The sequence below is a fragment of the Actinoplanes sp. NPDC051633 genome (assembly GCF_040681735.1).
GTDB lineage: Bacteria > Actinomycetota > Actinomycetes > Mycobacteriales > Micromonosporaceae > Actinoplanes.
This window is the reverse complement of the sequence record NZ_JBFAZH010000873.1, coordinates 1-3352: the sequence shown is the minus strand read 5'-3', so window position 1 is coordinate 3352 and position 3352 is coordinate 1. Positions and strand designations below refer to the sequence as shown.

The window sequence follows — 3352 nt, the reverse complement described above, 5'->3', positions numbered from 1 at the left end:
TTATAAAATTAGTATAATTATAGCACGAGCTCTGATAAATATGAACATGATGAGTGATCGTTAAATTTATACTGCAATCTGATGCGATTATTGAATAAAAGATATGAGAGATTTATCTAGTTTCTTTTTTTACAAGAAAAAAGAAAGTTCTTAAAGGTTTTATACTTTTGGATGGGGTCGCCGTCGGCAGTGAGCAGCCGCAGCACCTGGAGGTCGACGCCGTAGCGGCTGCGCGCCCCGGACACCACCTCCTCGACCTCGGGCCACCAGGGGACCTCGACGTCGAACGGCGGCAGCGCGCCGAGCGGCACCCCGAGGGTGTCGAGCAGAAGCAGCTTCACAGTGCGACCCACGATCGAGACCGTAACCTGTCCGACGTTCCCGCGCGCCCCCCTCGCCGATAGCGTGTTCGGCGTGACGGACTTGGCGCAGGTCGGCAGCATGCTCACCTTCGACGTGACCGAGCCGGCGGAGGTCGTGCTGCGGATCGCCGCCGCCGTCCCGGCCACCGAGGACGTCTCCTACGCGTTCACCGAGCTGCCCGGCCGCCAGCATCACCTCGCGTTGCCGCCGGGCCGGATCACCCTGTCCTACGCCGCCACGGTCGCCGCCCTCCCGCCGCCACCGCCGGTCACCCTGCTGGACCGGGTCGATGCGCTGCGGCCGAGTCGCTACTGCCCGTCGGACCGGCTCGCCGGCTTCGCGGCGAGGCAGTTCGGGGGTACGCCGGACGCGACGGCCACGGTCCGTGCGGTCGCCCGGTGGGTGCACGACCATCTGGCGTACGAGGCGGGCGCCAGCGAGCCGACCACCGACGCGGCCGACACGCTGCTCTCCGGCGCCGGGGTGTGCCGCGACTTCGCGCACCTGACCGCGACCCTGTGCCGGGCGCTGAACATCCCGGCGCGGGTGACCGCGGTCTACGCGCCCGGGCTGTCCCCGATGGACTTCCACCTCGTCGTGGAGACCGCCCTCGACGGCGTGTGGCGGGTGTGGGACGCGACCCGCCTGGCGCCGCGGCAGACCCTGATCCGCATCGCGACCGGCCGCGACGCCGCGGACACGGCGCTGGCGACCACGATCTCGGGGATGCTCACCATGCCGGAGATGCGGATCACCGCGGTGGCCGCTACGGACCTGCCGCTGGACGATCACGAGGCGCTGGTCAGCCTGTCCTGATCCCTCGCTGGGCGGCCGCCCACAGGGCCGGCCAGCCGCGGGGCATCCACGCGGCCGGGATGCGCAGGCCGTCGGCCTCGGCGGGGGCGCCACCGAGCTCGGCGGCGGCCGCGCGGGCGGCGCGCCACGGTTCGTCGGCGAGATCGGTCGTGGGGAAGCCGGGGACCTCGGTGGTGCCCGGCGCCACCACGACCACGCGGTCGCCAGGCATGGCCGTGGCGGCCAGCGCCATCGCGCACAGCATCGGCTGGGCCGGGCGGGTGGCGAGGTGGTGCGCCAGGTCCGGGTCGGCGTCGCGGATCAGCCGGCCCAGGGCGACCCGGACGCGCAGGCCGGCGAGGTCGGCGGCGCGGGCAGCGGTCACCTCGGGGACCCGGGCCAGCGGGCGCAGGTGGCCGGGCAGCGGAGCCTCCTCGGCGAGCGGCGCGAGGCGGTCCGGCAGGCCGGCGAGCGCATCGCGCACGGGCCGGTCGCCGGAGGTGTCCCAGAGCTCGCGCAGATCGGGGCCGGCCGGGCTTCGCAGGGCTCGGCGGCAGAGGTCGGTGATGGTGCCGACGGTGACCCGGCGCAGCGCGATCACCGCCTCCCGGCCGGTCATCCCGGCGTCGCGGCCGGGCAGCAGCGCGGCAACGCGTACCCAGGGATCGGTCCGCAGTCCCGCCAGCCTGGCGCGCAGCTCCGGGCGCGCCTCGCGCAGAGTCCGCGCGGCCGGCGTGCGGCGGCGACCCCTCCGCGGTGATCCCGTCCGATGTGGATGCTCGTCGTCGACGACCACGGGCGGCGGCTTGATCGTGCCCACCCACGCCTTGACGAGGCGGTACAGCTGCTCGTCCGGCGGCTTGTTGTAGCGTGCGCGGATCTCGTTGATCCACCAGCTGGCGGGACGGCGCAGCAGCTCGACGTTCAGCTCGATCCGGCCGTCCGGGCCGCGCAGGGCGAGCAACATGCTGCTCCCGGCCACGGCCTCGTCGGCGTAGTAGCCGCCGCCGATGCAGTTGCCCATGTACGCGCCCCACTCGGCGAGGCGGCGGCCGGTGCGGGCGATCTCGACCCGCAAGCCGGTGCCCGGCACCATCGTGCCGTCCACGGCGGCGAGCTCGGGTGGGATGGTGAAGGCGCCGGTGAGGGCCTCCACGATGGATGCGGTGCCGAACAGACCGGCGGTGAGCTCGGCCCAGGTGCGTGGCTTCTCGGGTACGGCGCCGCCGAGCTCCGCCAACTGCGCGGCGGCCGTGACGGCGGCGGTCACCGGGCCGGCCGGCGGCCGGAACGGGTCGGGATCCTCGACGCGTTCGGTGATGACATCGGGCACCACGCCCTCGAAGGTGATCTCGGCGGCGGCCAGGCCGTGCAGGCGGGCCACCTGATCGGCGAGCTCCCCGAACCAGAAGAAGTCGTCGACCCGCTCCTGCTCGGCGGGCACCCCCGCCTCCTGCAGGCGATCGGTCAGCGATGGGCGCGGTGCCGGCGCCTCGCCGGGCCACTCGGGCCGCCGGTGGTGCCACGAGGTCAAGCGCTCCGGCGAGAAGTACCCGGCCACCGCCCGCCACTCGGTCATCGTGCGGTCGCCCCACTCGATCACCGTGTGGCGGACGCGCTCGTCCCGGATCTCGTAGAAGACCCCCTCGATCTGCCCCAGCAGGATCGTGCCCCAGTCGCGGGCGCGGGCCACGCGTCCCGCGACCTGCTCCAGCACCCCCGGAGTGAGGCCGGGGGCGAGGCGGATCTCGCGGACCATGTCCCGCAGCCAGACCGCGGGGCGGGCCGGCAGGTCGATCAGCCCGTCGACCCGGTGGGTGGCGAGCTTGGTGGCCTTCTTCGTCGGCATCCCACCGGCGGCGGCGAGGGCGGCGAAGTGGCGTTCGACCGCGGCGGCGAGACCGAGGTCGATCGCGTCCTCGGCGACCCGGCCGAGCACGGTGGCGGCGAGAGCGTCCTCGAAGAGCCGGATGAGGCGCCGGTCCCAGCTGCCGGCCGGCGGGATCCACCGGGCCAGCTGCCCCGGCCGGGGGTCCGATCCCAGCTGCCGGTGCGCGATGACCAGCACCTCGTCCTCGTCGAGCCGGCTGTACCGCGCGGCCAGATCGCCGAATCCCCCGTTGTCCTGGCTGCGTCGCAGCCGCTCGGCGCGCGCCGCCCCGACCCGGGCGGCGCGCGCCCCCACCCCCACGTG

3 protein-coding genes are annotated in these 3352 nt (G+C 73.0%); 1 reads left to right on the top strand and 2 read right to left on the bottom strand.

The genetic code is table 11. The features are described 5' to 3' along the window. Nucleotides 1-116 precede the first annotated feature (116 nt). Nucleotides 117-341 carry a hypothetical protein gene (locus AB0M20_RS33665; protein ID WP_364304374.1) on the bottom strand — a complete coding sequence of 75 codons (225 nt, stop codon included), beginning with the start codon at nt 339-341 and terminating at the stop codon, nt 117-119. A gap of 73 nt (nt 342-414) precedes the next feature. On the opposite strand from AB0M20_RS33665, the gene AB0M20_RS33660 reads away from it, so the two are divergent. Continuing rightward, complete coding sequence (locus AB0M20_RS33660) at nt 415-1179, top strand: transglutaminase family protein (protein ID WP_364304373.1); 765 nt, start codon at nt 415-417, stop codon at nt 1177-1179. Here the strand turns inward: AB0M20_RS33660 and AB0M20_RS33655 are convergent. Beyond that, on the bottom strand, nt 1166-3352 hold a 2187-nt coding region (locus tag AB0M20_RS33655; protein ID WP_364304372.1), incomplete at its 5' end, for a hypothetical protein. The two genes, AB0M20_RS33660 and AB0M20_RS33655, sit on opposite strands and share 14 nt — an antisense overlap.